We start from the raw sequence: 15,315 nt of genomic DNA, 5'->3' as shown, positions 1-15,315 counted from the left end.
GTCACCGGGCAACTGTCAGCCAACCAAGGAAGTACACACTATGGTCAGCACTGATGTGACCTCTGCCATTATCAACGCCAAGCCCGGCATCCAGAAGTACCTGGCCCTGATGGACCAAGTGGAAACGGTGGATGTCTCGACCGACGCGGTGTTCCAGCGCATGTACAACGCGTTTTACCGCGTGCAGCGGCGTGAACGCTCCTGGTATGGCGCCTACTACCAGTTGATGCAGCAAATGAAGGGCGCGCAGCCTACGTTTGGCGATGTGCTCGATCATATGTACGAAGCCACCGGCCGTTACGAGCCTTCGTTCTCCAGCAAGCTGGTTGCGACATTGAACCCTGGCAAACCGGTCTGGGATATTCATGTGCTGCGCAACATCAACCAGAAGGCGCCGGCCTACTATTCGCGCAAAAAAATCGAGGACGCCAAGGGCTGCTACGCAAAGATGGAAGACTGGTACCAGGCCTTCCTCGCATCGAGCCAGGGCGCCAGCTGGATTGACCAGTTCAACCAACTGACCCCAGAGCACAACAAGCTGACCGACCTGAAGAAAGTGGATTTCATCCTCTGGCAGATGCGCGGTTAATACACCGTTTGATCCCCGGGCAGGGCAGGCCAGTGTCCAGCCAGCTGCCGGCCATCAGCCTTTGGGTGGCCTTTTCGCCTCGGCGGGCAATACTTCTCTGTATATGCAGGCGTGTTCCTGGTGGCGCGCGCCGCTGGGAGGTGTCAGGTGAACAAACTTTCAATCGTGGGCGCCGGCTTGGTCGGCGAGGCGGCGGCGCAGATCATCGCGCGGGACGAGTTGTGCCGTGAGCTGGTGCTGATGGACGTGCAGGGTGAGCTGGCGCAGGGCAAGGCGCTGGACGTGTGGCAGGCAGCCGTGGAATCAGGCTCCGATACCCGGGTTTACGGCGGGGGCAAAGCCGACATGCTGGACGGCTCCGAGCTGGTGGTAATTACCGCAGGCGTGCCGCGCAAGCCCGGCCAGTCGCGCCAGGATGTACTGAGCATCAACCTGCCAATCCTCGACAGCATCATGGCCGATATCAGGCACCATGCGCCGGCAGCCACGGTGCTGGTGGTGTCCAACCCGGTCGACGTGCTCACCTACCGCGCCTGGAGCGTCAGCGGCCTTGGGCGGGACAAGGTGTTCGGGCAGGCGGGGGTGCTGGATACCGCCCGCATGAAGTGTTTCATCGCCGAACAAACCGGGTTTTCTGCCCGGGATATCACCGCGCTGGTGCTGGGCGGCCATGGCGACAGCATGGTGCCGCTGATGCGCTACTGCCAGATCGGCTCGGTGCCGCTGTCGCACTTCCTGTCCAGCGAGCAGATCGAACAGATTGTCGAGCGCACCCGTAAGGGCGGCGGTGAGATTCTGGGGTTGAAGAAGACGGGGAGCGCCTGCGATGCACCGGGCGTGGCCATTGCGCAGATGGTCGATGCGATCGCCAATGGGCGGAACCGTATTTTGCCGGCGGTGGCGATTCTTGAGGGCGAGTATGGGCGAACGGATATCGCCATGGGTGTGCCCTGCGTACTGGCAGAGAAGGGGCTTGCGCGGATTATCGAATTGCCGCTGGATGCGCAGGAGCAGGCGATGTTCGACCACTCTGCAGACCAGGTGGCGCGAGATATTGCCGAGATGAAGGCGTTGTAGGGCTTGAAGCGTCATGCATCGGGTGTGGCGGCTCGGGCAGTGGGGGAACACTTTGCCTCCGTACCTGTCACACCCGTTCATTGGGGTTCAGACCCACCATTACCAGGGAGAGGTAGGCATGGCTTTCGACGCTTTCATCCAAATCGACGATATCGCTGGCGAAGCGCTGGATGAGCAGTACACCAACTGGATCGAGATCAACGGCTAAAACTTCGGTGTCAATCAAAGCACGTCGGCTACCGCAAGCTCGTCCGGCGGTGCAACATCGGGACGTACCACCTTGACCAACTTCACGTTCACCAAGTTTCTCGACAGCGCGAGTTGCAAGCTGCTGGAAGCCAGCTGCTCGGGCCAGCATCTCAAGGAAGTATCGGAGTGAATGAAGTTGAGCCTGGGCTAATTGCGATTCTGATTCTTGCACCCATGATGCTGGCGATGGTCGTACAGTGTTTCATCGCACATAAATACACTGAGTACTACGAGTCTTTAAATCACGTTTCAACATGCAGGCCTTCTGGGCAAGGTTATGCGTACGGGTTTGATCTCCATGGTGCTGGCTATACCGAGCCTCTTCGTGCGCAGGGGGTTGTTCTAACCGGCAGACTCGAGCTTTGCACGAGCAGACCTCTCGCGACCCAAGGTTGCTGCGGCATCGACCGCGTCGGCTGTGGTACCGGCCCGGAGCGCATTGCCGAGCTCAAACGTAACCCGGGCTGACTTTCAGCGCGGGTCTGGCGGGAAAGCGCAGCGGTTATTGTTGGGAAATGCCTGAACTGACGGTAAGGTTTGGGCGTCTCTCATTCACCACGCGTCGAGGGTGATCGAGTCTTGACCGCTCGTTCACGATGCGCAGCGCTGAACACCAGGAGCAATACTGCCTATGAATGCAGAGCAAAAACGCAGGAGCACCATCAACCCTCCCGTTTTCTTTACCAGTGCCATTCTGGTGCTGCTGTTGGTGCTGTACGCCACTGTTTTCCAGGAGCACGCCCAGCGTGTGTTCGAACACGTGCAGCAATGGATCATCACCAACGCCAGCTGGTTCTACATCCTTACCGTGGCATTGGTACTGATCAGCGTGGTGTTCCTGGCGGTCAGCCGTTACGGCGATATCAAGCTGGGACCGGACCACAGCGAACCGGACTACCCCAACAAGAGCTGGTTCGCCATGCTGTTCTCGGCAGGCATGGGTATCGGCCTGATGTTCTTCGGTGTAGCCGAGCCTGTGATGCATTTCATCAACCCCCCGGTCGGTGAGCCAAATACCATCGCAGCAGCCCGTGAAGCCATGAACATCACGTTCTTCCACTGGGGCCTGCATGCCTGGGCCATCTACGCCATCGTCGCGCTGATCCTGGCTTACTTCAGTTTCCGCAACGGGCTGCCGTTGACGCTGCGTTCGGCTCTGTATCCTTTGATCGGCGAGCGCATCTACGGCCCGATCGGGCATGCTGTGGATATCTTTGCCATTCTCGGGACGGTATTTGGCGTGGCCACGTCGCTTGGCTACGGCGTGCTGCAGATCAACAGCGGCCTGCACCAGCTGTTCGGTTTGCCAGTCAGCACTACTGTGCAAGTCGTTCTCATCGCCGCCACCTGTGCCCTTGCCACGCTGTCGGTGGCCAGCGGGCTGGATAAAGGCATTCGCATTCTTTCCGAGCTCAACCTTGGCCTGGCAGTGATATTGATGCTGTTCGTGCTGGTGATGGGCCCGACCGTGTTCCTGCTGCAGGCCTATGTTCAGAACACCGGCGCGTACCTGTCCGATATCGTCAACAAGACATTCAACCTGTTCGCCTACGAACCCACCGACTGGATCGGGGGTTGGACCCTGCTGTACTGGGGCTGGTGGCTGTCCTGGTCGCCTTTCGTAGGGCTGTTTATCGCGCGTATTTCCCGTGGTCGCACCATTCGCGAATTCGTCTGCGGCGTGTTGTTCGTACCGGCCGGTTTTACCCTGCTGTGGATGACTGTGTTCGGGGACACCGCCATTCACATGATCCTGCACGGGGGTGTGAGGGAGCTGGCGGCGGTGGTCGATCAGGACAGTTCGCTTGCGCTATTCGCGTTTCTCGAACACTTCCCGTGGTCGACAACGGTATCGTTGGTGGCGGTGCTGATGGTGGTGGTGTTCTTTGTCACCTCCGCCGACTCCGGGGCACTGGTGGTAGACATGCTTGCCTCCTCGGGCAAAGGTCACTCGCCGCTGTGGCAGCGGGTGTTCTGGTCGGTGACCATGGGCGCAGTTGCCATTGCCTTGCTGTTGGCCAACGGCCTGAAAGCGTTGCAGGCAGCCACCATCGCCAGTGCCTTGCCATTCGCGGTAATCCTGCTGGTGGCGATCTGGGGCCTGTTCAAGGCCCTGGGCCTGGATGCCACACGTCGCGGCCTGCGCACCCAATCGCTGCCTGGCCAGCGCCAGCACCGGCAGAATCACGGTGGCTGGCAACGGCGCCTGCGCAACATCGCCATGATGCCGCGTAGGGCCCACGTTACTCGCTTTATCAATGATGTGGTCAAGCCCGCCTGCGAGGAAGTGGCCCAGGAGCTGCGCAAGCAAGGTTACGAGGTTACGGTTGAGGAACGCGACGATGGCCGGGTCACGCTCGAGCTTTCCCACGCGGGCGAGGGCCGCTTCAAATATGAAGTTCGGCCGCGTGCGTACAATACCCCAAGCTTCGTCATTCGCGAATCTGACGATAACAACGATGCACGCAAGTATTTCCGCGCCGAGGTGTATCTGCGTGAGGGCGGGCAGGACTACGACGTGATGGGCTGGAGCCGCGAAGATGTGATTGGCGACATCCTGGACCAGTACGAGCGCCACCTGCACTACCTGCACGTGGTCAGTTGAGCCCCTACGTGCGGGCCAGGCGAGGTATGGCCCGCACGTACACCAGCTCGCACACCAGTTCCACCAGCGTCTGCGTGATCACGGCAGCTGCCGCCAGGGTGCGCGTATGCTCTGGCAAGGCCAGTGCCAGCGGCAGCACCACCAGCGAATTGCGGGTCGATGCGCTGAACATCACCGAACGCGCTTCGGTGGCCGGCAGGCGCAGCAGCCGCGCCGCGATGAACCCGAGCACTGGCGCCAGCAGCATGAAGCCGATGTACACCGGAATCACCGGCAGCAAGCGGTCGAAATCACGCAGCACCACGGCAATCTGCGAAGCGATCACAACCACCAGTACCAAGGCCATCGCCGGCACGGGCAACCACGCCCAGGCGTCATTCCAGGCCGCGACTGTGCGCGAGCGGCGGGCACCGAGGCTGGTGAGCACGGCAAGCAGCATGGGCAGCACGATCAGCAGCACGAAGGCTTCCACGAACGGCGTGATGGAAATGGCCACGTTGTTGCTGTCTCCCAGCATCAGGGCCAGGTAGATCGGCAGCAGTGCCAATTGCACCAGCAATAGCACGGGTGTGGCGGCCAGGGTCAGGCGCGAGTCGCCTTTGCCGATGTGGGTGAACACCACCACGTAGTCGATGCAGGGTGTAAGCAGTACCAGCAGCGCCCCGACAAGGATCGCCGGGTGCTCGACCAGCCCACGGGTGATCGCCCAGACCAACAGCGGCACAAGAATGAAGTTGGCGAGCAGCAGGGCGCCCATGAAACGGCGATTACCCAGACCCTGGCGCAGGTCGAGGAAAGGGATTTGCAGAAACATCGCGTACATCAGCACGGCAATGGCGGGGGTGACCAGGGCTTCCAGGTGGCGTGCGCTGTCGCTGGCCATCAAGCCGAAGGCAACGGCTGCGAGCACGGCAGCGAAGTAGATCGGGATCTGGTGGGTCTCGAGTTGTTCTCTGGTCAAGGTGTGGCCTGTGGTTGGTAATGTGGAAGCAACTTGAATGGAGCCCAGGTAGTGAAGGCAAGCATATTACCTGTGGGAGCGGGCGTGCCCGCGAACACCGGCGCAGCCGGTGCCATCCACCGCGTAGCCTTCTTCGCGGGCACGCCCGCTCCCACAGGACGTGTATCAGGCCTGCGAACGTGTTTCATGGTCCGCTCACGAAAAAGCCCGGCACTGGGCCGGGCTTTTTCACTTCAGGCTGGCGCCAATCAGTTGCCGTAAACCGGCAGCTTTTTGCAGATAGCCTTGACCTTCTCACGTACGGCGTCGATCACCGCTTCGTTGTTCAGGTCAGCCAGGATGTCGCAGATCCAGCCAGCCAGTTCCTTGCACTCGGCTTCCTTGAAACCACGGGTGGTGACGGCTGGGGTGCCGAAACGCAGGCCCGAGGTGACGAACGGCGAACGTGGGTCGTTCGGTACCGAGTTCTTGTTGACGGTGATGAAGGCTTTGCCCAAAGCGGCGTCAGCGTCCTTACCGGAGATTTCCTGCTTGATCAGCGACAGCAGGAACAGGTGGTTCTGGGTGCCACCGGACACCACGTCGAAGCCACGCTCGATGAATACGCTGGCCATGGCCTGGGCGTTTTTCACCACCTGCTGCTGGTAAGCCTTGAACTCAGGCTGCAGGGCTTCCTTGAAGCAGATGGCCTTGGCGGCGATGACGTGCTCCAGCGGGCCGCCTTGGGCGCCTGGGAAGACAGCGGAGTTCAGCTTCTTCTCGATGTCGGCGTTGGCACGGGCCAGGATCAGGCCGCCACGTGGACCGCGCAGGGTCTTGTGAGTGGTGGTGGTGACCACGTCGGCGAACGGAACAGGGTTCGGGTACACGCCAGCGGCAACCAGGCCGGCAACGTGGGCCATGTCGACGAACAGGTAGGCACCGACCTTGTCGGCGATGGCGCGGAAGCGGGCGAAGTCCAGGACCTGCGAGTAGGCCGAGAAGCCGGCAACGATCATCTTCGGCTTGTGCTCGACAGCCAGGCGCTCGACTTCGTCGTAGTCGATCAGGCCGTTGCCGTCGATGCCGTACTGGATGGCGTTGTACAGCTTGCCCGACGAGCTTACCGAAGCACCGTGGGTCAGGTGGCCACCGTGGGCCAGGCTCATGCCCAGGATGGTGTCACCGGCCGACAGCAGGGCCAGGTAGACAGCGGCGTTGGCCTGGGAGCCAGCGTGCGGCTGGACGTTGGCGTAATCGGCGCCGAACAGTTCCTTGGCACGGTCGATGGCCAGTTGCTCGACGATGTCGACGTACTCGCAACCACCGTAGTAACGCTTGCCTGGGTAGCCTTCGGCGTACTTGTTGGTCAGGACCGAGCCCTGAGCTTCCATGACTGCCGGGCTGGTGTAGTTTTCCGAAGCGATCAGCTCGATATGCTCTTCCTGGCGCAGGGCTTCTTGCTGCATGGCTTCGAAGAGCTCGGCGTCGTACTTGGCAATGGTCAAATCACGGCTGAACATGGCGGTCCTCAAGGATCGGGGTAGTTTGGGTGGGCATTCTAACCGATTGATTCGCGGCTGGCATATGAAGTGGCATCAAGTCGCGGACCAATGGGGCTCATGTTGCATCCCGCGCCGTGTCTGGGCTGAGTGGGTTCCGGAGCTGACTCTCAGGTCCATTTTTTGGGGCGCATATGGCCCCATCGCCGGCAAGCCAGCGCCCACAGGACTGGCGCTGGCCTTGAGGCTGATGCATCACTTGTGGGAGCTGGCTTGCCGGCGATGAGGCCAGTGCAGGTACCGCATCAATGGAGCATGAACAGGGTTTCGTTGGCGAACTGCGCCTCGAACTGATGTGCTGGCATCGGCCGCCCGAACAGGTAGCCCTGCACCTCGTCGCAGCCATGCTCGCGCAGGAACTCCAGCTGCTCGTGGGTTTCCACGCCCTCTGCAATTACCGCCAGGTTGAGGCTGTGGGCCATGGCGATGATCGCCCGGGCAATCTGCGCGTCCTGCTCGCCTTCGGGTAGGCCATCAACGAAGGTGCGGTCGATCTTCAGCACGTCGATGGGGAACTGCTTGAGGTAGTTGAGCGATGAGTAGCCGGTGCCGAAGTCATCAACCGCAATGCTCAGGCCGAGGTTTTTCAGGCTGGCCAGAATCTGCAGCGCCTCGTTCACCTCGCGCATCAGGATACTTTCGGTCAGTTCCAGCTCCAGGCAGGCCGGCGGCAGGCCGCTTTCTTCAAGGATGTTGGCAATCCGCGTGCCCAGCTGGCCGTCGGAGAACTGCCGGGCCGAAATGTTCACCGACACCTTCGGCACCCGCACCTTGGCCTTGTGCCAGGCCTTTAGCTGGCGGCTGGCTTCGCGCAACACCCAGTCGCCCACGTCCACCACCAGGCCCAGCTCCTCGATCACCGGGATGAAGTCGCCCGGCGGCACCAGGCCACGGGTCGGGTGGCGCCAGCGCAGCAGCGCCTCGGCGCCGGTCAGGCGCTTGCCGTCGCCGCTGAACTGCGGCTGGTAGTAGAGGATGAATTCGTTCTGCTCCATGGCGTGGCGCAGGTCGCTTTCCAGCTCCAGGCGCTCCAGGGCGCTGGCGTTCATCTCGGCCTGGTAGAACTGGAAGTTGTTCTTGCCGCGTTCCTTGGCGTGGTACATGGCGGTGTCGGCGTTTTTCATCAGCTGGCTCAGCTCGCTGCCATCCTGCGGGCTGAGGGCGATGCCGATACTGGCCGTAACGAAGAACTCGCGGTTTTCCAGCACGAACGGCCGCACCAGGCTGCCGAGGATATTCTCTGCCACGTGAATGGCGCGGTTCAGCGCCAGTTCGCGGCTGGGGCGCGGTTGCAGCAACAGGGTGAACTCGTCGCCGCCCATGCGTGCCACGGTGTCGTCATCATCCACGCAGGCCAGCAGGCGCAGGGCCATGTCCTTGAGCATGCGGTCGCCAGCGGCATGGCCGAGGGAGTCGTTGATCGGCTTGAAGCGGTCGAGGTCGAGGAACATCAGCACCACCCACCCCTTCTGCCGCTCGGCCTGCTGCAGTGCGTTGTACAGGCGGTCCTGGAACAGCGTGCGGTTGGGCAGGTGGGTGAGGGCGTCGTAGTACGCCAGGCGGTGGATGCGCTGTTCGCTGGCCTTGCGCTCGCTGATGTCGGTGAAGAAGCACACGTAGCTGGCCAGGTCGCCTTCGTCGTCCAGTACCGCAGTAATGCCGACCCAGGCCGGGTAGTGGTCGCCGTCACGGCGCTTGAGCCACACCTCGCCCTCCCAGCTGCCGCGCTGGTGCAACTGCTTGACCACATAGCGCAGGTGGCCTTCCTGCTGTTCGTCGACGGTGAGCATGCCCGGCAACTGGTCGAGCACTTCACTCACGGCATAACCACTGACGCGGCTGAACGCCTCGTTGGCCTGCACGATATAACCAGCCGGGTCGGTGATGAGAATGGCCGAAGTGGAATGCTCGAATACCGTCGCGGCCATGCGCAGGTCTTTTTCCGCACGGCGTTGCTGGCTGATGTCACGGCCCACCCCAAGCACGCCTTCAAAGCGCTGGTCATCGTCCCACACCAGCACCAGGCGCAGTTCGATGGGGATCTTGCGGCCATCGCCACGCAGGCAGTCGAACAGGAACAGCTGGGTCGGCAGCTGGCTGCGCAGTTGGGCCAGCTGGACCGGGTCGCCCATGGCCTTGCTCACGCGCTCCATCAGGCTGTAGATGCCGGTGAGCTGGGCCGGGTTGGCGATGATCGACTGCCAGCCGTTGGCGAAGATCCAGTCCGCCTGGTAGCCCAGCACGCTCTGCACCGAAGGGCTGACGTAGTTGAGCTTGAGCAGGCTGTCGGTGGAGAAGATCACGTCGCTGATGCTTTCGGCGAGCATGCGGTAGCGCTGTTCGCTGTCGCGCAGCGACTGGCTGGCCTCTATCTGCACCGTCACGTCCTTGGCCACGCCGATGATGCGCGTTACCAGGCCTTCGGCGTCACGGGTCAACACCTGCTCGCGGATGTCATAGCAGCGCCAGCCGCCATCACGGTGGCGGAAGCGCAACTGGCAGTGCAGCGGCTGGTCATGGCCGTTGTCGCGCTGTTGCTGGCGCAGGGCCTGGAAGTGCGCGGCATCTTCGGGGTGCAGCAGCAGCTCCCAGAAGCGGTCGCCCATTTGCGCGAGCTCGGTGCGGTCGTAACCCAGGGTCTGGCCAAGGTGGCGGTTGCTGAAGATCATCCGCTGGCTGAGCACGTCCTGCACGTACAACTGGTCGGGGACGGTGCGCACCACGTCCGACCAGAAGCTTTCGCGCTCCAGCAACGACAGCTCCACCTGCTTGCGGCTGGTGATGTCGCTGATGCTGAGGATCACCGCCTGGTAGTCGCCGCGCTGCTGCGGCAGCCGTGCCATCAGCCACAGGTGCAGCTCACCGCCCAGCGGGGCCGGCAGGCGTACTTCCAGCTCCAGCAGCGGGCGGTGTTCGATCAGCGCGTCGATCAGTTGCATGCCGATGCTGTCGCGGCCATCGCCCGTGCCGTCTATCAGCCGCTGCCAGGCTCCTTCGTGGCAGTTGATGTTGAGCAGCTGGCGGGCAACCTGGTTGACCTCGGTGATTTTCAGCTCCAGCAGCAGCGAGCGGCGCAGGTTCGGGTCCAGGGCCAGGCTATGTTTGAGCGCAGCGCGGTTGCGCAGGTGGTAACGGTCGAGCTGGCCGGGAAGGCTGGACAGGTCGAGTACACACAAGGCCACGCCGGTGCCTTCGAAAATTTCCTGGTAGCGCCGGCGGTCCTCCTGCAGCGCGCGCTGGCGGCGGCGCATGTTGATCAGGGCCAGCACTGGCAGCAGGGCGCAGAACAGCACCAGCAGGCATTTGCCGATCAGTGCAGGCAGCAGTTTCTGCTGGGTCAGCTGAGCGTCGAACAGGCCGCGCAGTTGCCAGGTGCTGTTGTCGATAAAGGCCAGCATCACGCTCTGTAGCGGCTCGCTGCCGGTGTCGGCCGGCGCGTGGCGTTGCAGTACCTCGCCGCTGCGGCTGTTTTCCAGCAGCCACAGGGGGTGGCCGGCGCCATCGAGGTGGACGGTGAGGGTGCTGTAGTAGTCCGGCGACAGGCGCAGCAGCCAGTAGCCACGGTCCTGCTCGGTGGACTGGCGCAGCAGCAGGTAGAGGGTGCGGTTGTCGGCTGAATTGGTGAAGAAGTAGGGGCGGCCCTGGTTCAGCTTCAGCAACTCGTCAAGCAACTGGCGGTCCGGGCTGCCGGCCAGGCTGTCGGCGCGCAGTTGCCCGGCGCTGTCCAGCCAGGCCACGCTCTGCAAGGCGGGCAGGCGCTCGCGCAAGGTATCCACCAGGCTCGGCAGGGCGGCGGGCGTCGGCGCATTGACGTAAGGCTGCACCACATTTACTGCCTGCTGCGCCTTGAACGCCATGTTCAGGCCCAGGTGGTCGGCGAGTTCCGCAGTGGCGTCCAGGCTTTGTTTGCGCAGGTCGGCCTGGGTGTGGTTGAACTGGGCGAAAAGCTGCCACAGCAACAGGCCCAGCAGTATCAAGGCAAGCATCGCCAACGCACCCTTGACCGACCCGCGCAGGGTGGCGGCGGGCGCCTGTGGCGCGGTACGCAATGTCGACGGATGATTAAGGTTGGTCAAGCGTTGATCCTGCGATTGGGCTGGCGATGGCAGGGAAGGATCATGCACGGTGTGTGCCGGTGTCTGGTTGGCGCACAACGGTGGCGCACTATAAGGCCGGACACCTGAAACCGGCTAGCATGCCTAGGATTATGGCAAAGTGCCAGCCATGTTGACCGATGGTGCCGGCCCGGTGGTTCGGCAAGCCCCTGCAACCTGTGCGAGAATAGCGCCCGCTATACATGACAACGCATCGGAGATGTTCGGTTTTGGTTACTCACTTTTCCTCCAATGGCCTCGATTCCGCCTGTGGGCGCAGCAGTCAGACCCTTGTCAGCACTGCCGTGACCGAGGACGTATCCTGCAAGTCTTGCCAGCGCTCGCTGGTCAAACCTGGCGCTGCCGCCAGCGCCAAGAGCAAAGCGCCCTCGCTGGCTGAACTGCGCAAGACCGCCAAGGCGGCAGCAGCGCCAACGCCGGCAGAGGGGGCAGTCAAGCCTGCCGCCAAGGTGGTCAGTACTGCGCCTGCGGCTGCCAAGCCGGCCAATGTGGCCAACGTTGCCGAGCAGCAACCTGCCCGCAGCGGCGGCTTCAGCGTGAAGTCCGCCTGGGCCGCGCGCCTGGCCGGGCAGGGCGACCGTTGCCGGTTGCCGCGGGGCAAGGCCAAACAGCGTCACGTCTGAGCCATCTCGGCTGCTGTGCCGGCCATTTCGCGGGCACGCCCGCTCCCACAGGGATCACGGATTGCTCAGGCCCTGTGGTGAACCTGTGGGAGCGGGCGTGCCCGCGAAGAGGCCGGTACAGGCAATAGCATCTTCTCTGGGATCCCCCCACCCTCGGCCCCTCCTATGCAACGCCGCGCGTTGGCGTAGAATGGTCGTCTTTGTCCAATGACACCCGAACACGCATCCCCCTGGCCATGCTGCCTGGGCGATCGTCGATGTCTTTACCTATCTGAATTAGAGGGCTTGGTTTTGGCTCAATACGTCTACACCATGCATCGGCTGAGCAAGGTCGTGCCGCCGAAGCGGGAAATTCTCAAGAACATTTCCCTGTCGTTCTTCCCGGGCGCCAAGATTGGCGTGCTCGGCCTGAACGGTGCCGGTAAATCGACCCTGCTGCGGATCATGGCGGGCGTCGACAAGGAATTCGACGGCGAAGCCCGTCCGATGCCCGACATCAACGTGGGTTACCTGCCACAGGAACCGCAACTGGACCCGACCAAGACCGTGCGTGAAGTGGTCGAGGAAGCGGTCAGCGTGATCAAGGACGCCCAGGCACGCCTGGATGAGGTCTACGCCGCCTACGCCGACCCGGATGCCGACTTCGACAAGCTGGCCGCCGAGCAGGCCAAGCTGGAAGCCATCCTGCAGGCCGCCGATGGCCACAACCTGGAGCGTCAGCTGGACGTCGCCGCCGACGCCCTGCGCCTGCCGGCCTGGGACGCAAAAATCGAGCACCTGTCCGGTGGTGAAAAGCGCCGTGTGGCCCTGTGCCGCCTGCTGCTGTCGGCCCCCGACATGCTGCTGCTCGACGAACCGACCAACCACCTGGATGCCGATTCGGTGGCGTGGCTTGAGCGCTTCCTGCACGACTTCCCTGGCACCGTGGTAGCCATTACCCACGACCGTTACTTCCTCGACAACGTCGCTGGCTGGATCCTGGAGCTGGACCGCGGCGCCGGTATCCCGTACGAAGGCAACTACTCGGGCTGGCTGGAAGCCAAGTCGGACCGTCTGGCGCAGGAATCCAAGCAGCAGAGCGCCCACGAGAAGGCCATGAAAGAGGAACTGGAGTGGGTGCGCAAAGGCGCCAAGGCTCGTCAGTCCAAATCCAAGGCCCGTCTGCAGCGCTTCGAAGAAATGCAGTCGCAGGAATTCCAGAAACGCAGCGAAACCAACGAGATCTACATCCCGGCTGGCCCGCGCCTGGGCGACAAGGTCATCGAGTTCAAGAACGTCTCCAAAGGCTACGGCGACCGCGTGCTGATCGACAACCTGTCGTTCGCCATGCCAAAAGGCGCCATCGTCGGCGTGATCGGTGGTAACGGTGCCGGTAAGTCGACCCTGTTCCGCATGCTGATGGGCAAGGAACAGCCGGACTCGGGCAGCATCGAGATCGGTGAAACCGTGCAACTGGCTTGCGTGGACCAGAGCCGCGAAGACCTGGACGGCGCCAAGACCGTGTTCCAGCAGATTTCCGACGGTTCCGACCAGATCCGCATCGGCAACTACGAGATCCCGTCGCGTACCTACGTTGGCCGCTTCAACTTCAAAGGTGGCGACCAGCAGAAGTTCGTCAAGGACCTGTCCGGTGGTGAGCGTGGCCGCCTGCACCTGGCCCTGACCCTGAAGGAGGGCGGTAACGTCCTGCTGCTCGACGAACCGTCCAACGACCTCGACGTCGAAACCCTGCGTTCGCTGGAAGAAGCCCTGCTGGACTTCCCGGGCGCCGCGATCGTGATTTCCCACGACCGTTGGTTCCTGGACCGTGTGGCTACCCACATCCTGGCGTACGAAGACGACTCGAACGTGGTGTTCTTCGAAGGCAACTACACCGAGTATGAAGCCGACCGCAAGAAGCGCCTGGGCGATGCTGCTGCCCAGCCGCACCGTGTACGGCACAAGAAACTGGCCCAGTAAGCCGGTTTTCTGATGCACAAGAATGGGGCCCTTGGTGGCCCCATTTTTGTGCCTGGCTCAAGCGGGAAAGCGGCTGATCAAGCGCGTGGTTTGTATACACTTATATAAAACGCACCAAATAATTTCAAAAAAACGACATTTCGCCCTATTCCAGTGCGATTGCTTCTTGGTACATTCGAAAAAAAACCAATAAGTCCAATCCTCTTGGTGAGATGTCTACCATGATCGAATCTGTCGACCATTTCCTTGCACGCCTGCAACAGCGTGACCCCGGCCAACCGGAATTCCACCAGGCGGTGGAAGAGGTGCTGCGCACCCTGTGGCCGTTCCTTGAAGCCAACCCCCACTACCTGCAATCGGGCATCCTCGAGCGTATGGTCGAGCCTGAGCGCGCGGTGCTGTTCCGCGTTTCCTGGGTCGATGACCAAGGCAAGGTGCAGGTCAACCGCGGCTACCGCATCCAGATGAGCAGCGCCATCGGCCCGTACAAGGGCGGCCTGCGCTTCCACCCGTCGGTAAACCTCAGCGTGCTGAAGTTCCTAGCTTTCGAGCAGGTGTTCAAGAATTCCCTGACCTCGCTGCCCATGGGCGGCGGCAAGGGCGGCTCGGACTTCGACCCTAAAGGCAAGAGCGACGCCGAAGTGATGCGCTTCTGCCAGGCGTTCATGAGCGAGCTGTACCGTCACATTGGCGCTGACTGCGACGTACCGGCCGGTGACATCGGCGTGGGCGCCCGCGAAATCGGCTTCATGTTTGGCCAGTACAAGCGCCTGGCCAACCAGTTCACGTCGGTGCTGACTGGTAAAGGCATGACCTACGGCGGCAGCCTGATCCGCCCGGAAGCCACCGGCTTCGGCTGCGTGTACTTCGCCGAAGAAATGCTCAAACGCCAGGACAAGCGTATCGACGGGCGCCGCGTGGCGGTTTCCGGCTCGGGCAACGTGGCCCAGTATGCGGCGCGTAAAGTGATGGACTTGGGCGGCAAAGTGATCTCGCTGTCCGACTCCGAAGGCACCCTGTACGTCGAAGCCGGCCTGACCGATGCCCAGTGGGACGCCTTGATGGAGCTGAAGAACGTCAAGCGTGGCCGCCTGAGCGAACTGGCGGGGCAGTATGGCCTGGAGTTCCGCAAGGGCCAGACCCCGTGGAGCCTGCCGTGCGACATCGCCCTGCCGTGCGCCACGCAGAACGAGCTGGGCGCCGAAGACGCCCGCACGCTGCTGCGCAACGGCTGCATCTGCGTGGCCGAAGGCGCCAACATGCCGACCACCCTCGAAGCTGTGGATATCTTCCTGGACGCCGGCATCCTGTATGCCCCGGGCAAAGCCTCCAACGCCGGCGGCGTGGCTGTGTCGGGCCTGGAAATGTCGCAGAACGCCATGCGCCTGCTGTGGACTGCCGGTGAAGTGGACAGCAAGCTGCACAACATCATGCAGTCGATTCACCATGCTTGCGTGCACTACGGTGAAGAGGCGGATGGCCGTATCAACTACGTCAAAGGTGCGAACATCGCAGGCTTTGTGAAAGTGGCTGATGCGATGCTGGCCCAAGGCGTAGTCTGACCTGAAGTTTTTTGGGGCTGCTTTGCAGCCCATC

The 15,315-nt window shown here is 62.2% G+C and carries 10 protein-coding genes and 1 pseudogene; 8 read left to right on the top strand and 3 right to left on the bottom strand.

The genetic code is table 11. The annotated features are described in order from the left end of the window. Positions 1-40: 40 nt before the first annotated feature. The 5 genes and pseudogenes from WF331_RS05525 (at position 41) to WF331_RS05505 (ending at position 4,520) form a co-directional block, all read left to right on the top strand. Positions 41-589, top strand: coding sequence for a hypothetical protein (locus WF331_RS05525; protein WP_340622717.1), 549 nt, complete (start codon positions 41-43; stop codon positions 587-589). Between the two features lie 147 nt (positions 590-736). Continuing rightward, positions 737-1,666, top strand: coding sequence for a malate dehydrogenase (locus WF331_RS05520; RefSeq protein WP_061202638.1), 930 nt, complete (start codon positions 737-739; stop codon positions 1,664-1,666). A gap of 118 nt (positions 1,667-1,784) precedes the next feature. Further along, positions 1,785-2,036, top strand: a pseudogene (locus WF331_RS05515) (type VI secretion system tube protein Hcp); the annotation flags it as partial. A 5-nt stretch (positions 2,037-2,041) separates the two neighbouring features. Next, positions 2,042-2,383 carry a hypothetical protein gene (locus WF331_RS05510; RefSeq protein ID WP_016501559.1) on the top strand — a complete coding sequence of 114 codons (342 nt, stop codon included), beginning with the start codon at positions 2,042-2,044 and terminating at the stop codon, positions 2,381-2,383. 163 nt (positions 2,384-2,546) lie between these two features. Then, positions 2,547-4,520: a BCCT family transporter gene (locus tag WF331_RS05505; protein WP_049278035.1), complete on the top strand. Its 1,974-nt coding sequence runs from the start codon at positions 2,547-2,549 to the stop codon at positions 4,518-4,520. 4 nt (positions 4,521-4,524) lie between these two features. On the opposite strand, the gene WF331_RS05500 is transcribed toward WF331_RS05505, so the two are convergent. From WF331_RS05500 to WF331_RS05490, 3 genes are all read right to left on the bottom strand, one after another. After that, entirely contained in the window at positions 4,525-5,481 is a 957-nt protein-coding gene (locus WF331_RS05500; protein WP_340622716.1) for an arsenic resistance protein, read from the bottom strand. Positions 5,482-5,729: 248 nt separating this feature from the next. Continuing rightward, complete coding sequence (glyA, locus tag WF331_RS05495) at positions 5,730-6,983, bottom strand: serine hydroxymethyltransferase (RefSeq protein WP_012270418.1); 1,254 nt, start codon at positions 6,981-6,983, stop codon at positions 5,730-5,732. 284 nt (positions 6,984-7,267) lie between these two features. Further along, entirely contained in the window at positions 7,268-11,098 is a 3,831-nt protein-coding gene (locus WF331_RS05490; RefSeq protein WP_340622715.1) for a sensor domain-containing protein, read from the bottom strand. Between the two features lie 248 nt (positions 11,099-11,346). Between WF331_RS05490 and WF331_RS05485 the strand changes: the two genes are divergently transcribed. From WF331_RS05485 to gdhA, 3 genes are all read left to right on the top strand, one after another. Beyond that, positions 11,347-11,760 carry a hypothetical protein gene (locus WF331_RS05485; RefSeq protein ID WP_340622714.1) on the top strand — a complete coding sequence of 138 codons (414 nt, stop codon included), beginning with the start codon at positions 11,347-11,349 and terminating at the stop codon, positions 11,758-11,760. Between the two features lie 291 nt (positions 11,761-12,051). Next, entirely contained in the window at positions 12,052-13,719 is a 1,668-nt protein-coding gene (ettA, locus tag WF331_RS05480; protein WP_016501553.1) for an energy-dependent translational throttle protein EttA, read from the top strand. A gap of 221 nt (positions 13,720-13,940) precedes the next feature. Next, the gene (gdhA, locus tag WF331_RS05475) at positions 13,941-15,281 is read left to right on the top strand and encodes an NADP-specific glutamate dehydrogenase (RefSeq protein WP_016501552.1); all 1,341 of its coding nucleotides are present in this window, start codon (positions 13,941-13,943) and stop codon (positions 15,279-15,281) included. The last annotated feature ends 34 nt before the right edge of the window (positions 15,282-15,315 follow it).

This window comes from Pseudomonas sp. YNh, from assembly GCF_037993085.1.
Lineage (GTDB): Bacteria > Pseudomonadota > Gammaproteobacteria > Pseudomonadales > Pseudomonadaceae > Aquipseudomonas > Aquipseudomonas putida.
The sequence above is the reverse complement of the archived record's forward strand: the minus strand, read 5'-3'. Positions and strand labels throughout refer to the sequence as shown.

Bases quoted from the DNA above. Each gene is read 5' to 3' on its own strand.
- gdhA (WP_016501552.1), top strand. From the start codon at position 13,941: ATGATCGAATCTGTCGACCATTTCCTTGCACGCCTGCAACAGCGTGAC.
- WF331_RS05525 (WP_340622717.1), top strand. From the start codon at position 41: ATGGTCAGCACTGATGTGACCTCTGCCATTATCAACGCCAAGCCCGGC.
- glyA (WP_012270418.1), bottom strand. From the start codon at position 6,983: ATGTTCAGCCGTGATTTGACCATTGCCAAGTACGACGCCGAGCTCTTC.
- WF331_RS05505 (WP_049278035.1), top strand. From the start codon at position 2,547: ATGAATGCAGAGCAAAAACGCAGGAGCACCATCAACCCTCCCGTTTTC.